General features: G+C 75.9%; 2 protein-coding genes. Both read left to right on the top strand.

Going from position 1 to position 1,617, the window contains the following annotated elements:
* Window positions 1-64: 64 nt before the first annotated feature.
* On the top strand, window positions 65-757 hold the full coding sequence (locus JFN87_RS33100; RefSeq protein WP_209346205.1) for a hypothetical protein: 693 nt from the start codon (window positions 65-67) through the stop codon (window positions 755-757).
* A gap of 528 nt (window positions 758-1,285) precedes the next feature.
* Window positions 1,286-1,617 (top strand): SCO5717 family growth-regulating ATPase (locus tag JFN87_RS33095; protein ID WP_307865691.1); only part of this gene is annotated, 332 nt, incomplete at its 3' end.

Here is a 1,617-nt window from a genome sequence, read left to right as displayed (position 1 = left end):
CGGGGCGCCCGCCAGGCCGCGGCGCGTCGAGCGGCCGGCGCGGCCGTCGGGCGGCAGGCCGCGTATCGGCTTCGGCCTGATCGGCCCGCGCCGTGAGCGGCACGCGCTCTCGCTCGACCAGCTGGAGTCGCTCGCCCTCCCCGTGGGTGACGACGGCGTGATGATCGGCGTCGACGCGAACAGCAGGCCCGCGGTGCTCGGCGTCAACAGGCCCGCGCCGTACGACGTCACACTGATCGGCGGCCTGTGGACGGCGCAGATCCTCGCGTTGCGCGCGGCGGCCACCGGCGCGCGGGTCGCCGTCGAGACCGGCAGGACGCAGGTGTGGGCGGCGCTGGCCCAGGCAGCGGGGGGCGGCCAGCCGTGCATCACCCTGCACGACGTGGGCCGGGTGCCGCCGCAGGGCGCCTCGGCGGGCAGCCCGGTCGTGATCGTGCGGGACTGCGGGATGCGGCCGCCGCGCGGGCGTGTGGTCTCGGCGCCCTGGCAGTCGGTCGTCACACTGCTGCCCTATCTGAGCCCCGTGGCGCCGCGCCTGATGCGCAAGTCGGACCTCGTCGGCGTCCAGCGGGTGTCACCGGACGAGGGCGAGCAGATCGGCCGGATCATGGGCCTGCCGCAGGGGGAGGCCGCGGCGCTGACGACGCTCGCCGACGGGGTCACCCTTTGGTGCACGGAACGGGACCGGCAGTTCGTGATGACGCAGCCGACGGACGCGGAGACAGGGCTGCTGGGCGGGGCACGCAGGATGGACTGACGCGCGGCGGCGCGCCGCGCCGCTGCTCCTGAGGCCGCGTGCGCCGCTGGCTCGGCCAGCCCGGCGGCACGGGCGTGGCCGCCTGGGATCCCCAGGGGACGGTGAGGACCGACCCTGGCGGCTCGGCGGCCGAGAGCGCGCGACAGCCGGCTTCCCCGTGTGCCGCCGGAGGCCTCCGCGGGTGACAACTCCGCGTGCCGTTCCTGTGCCTCTTTCTCCACGAGCTCCACGAGAGCGCACCACCATGTCGGCTCATGTGCCGATTTGCTCCACGCCGATGGTCATCGGCCGCCGTGTGACACCCACTTGGGCACGGCGCGTGAGGCGGCGGACCCGGACGCCGCTCCTCGATCTGGCCTGCCGCAGGTGCGCCGACGACGATTAGGGTGGGTACGGGCGCGGCAGGTACCTGCGGGCAGGGCAGCCGCGTCGCCAGGGGGAGAGCCGGGCGAGCCGGACACGAGGCAGGACATCCGTCGCCCCCACCCACGACGGCACAAGGGTGCTCGACCACACGCAGGAGGCAAAGTGAACGGCGATCGGGACGAGTTCCGCGACGGCTGGAGCGTGCCGCCCGCGGACGATCAGTCCGACGCGGAGCCCGAGCTGACGGGTGAGTTCACCATCGACTACACCCCGCCCGCCTGGTACACGCAGAACGCCTCGGGGGACTCCTCCGGGAGCGGGCCCGCCGGTCCGAACGGGTCGAACGGGGCCCCGGGCTCCGCCGGGTACGACGGCCGGGCCACTCCGCCGCCGCCGTCCGGCGCGCCGCTGGCCGTGCCGGGGCTGCCCGCGGGCAGCGGCTTCCAGCCGGCCGGCCAGGGGGCCCCGCTGCCCGCCGACTGGGCGGCGCCTCC

Origin of the sequence: Streptomyces montanisoli, from assembly GCF_017813245.1 — a bacterium.
Taxonomy (GTDB): domain Bacteria; phylum Actinomycetota; class Actinomycetes; order Streptomycetales; family Streptomycetaceae; genus Streptomyces; species Streptomyces montanisoli.
This window is presented reverse-complemented; position numbering and strand designations above follow the sequence as displayed.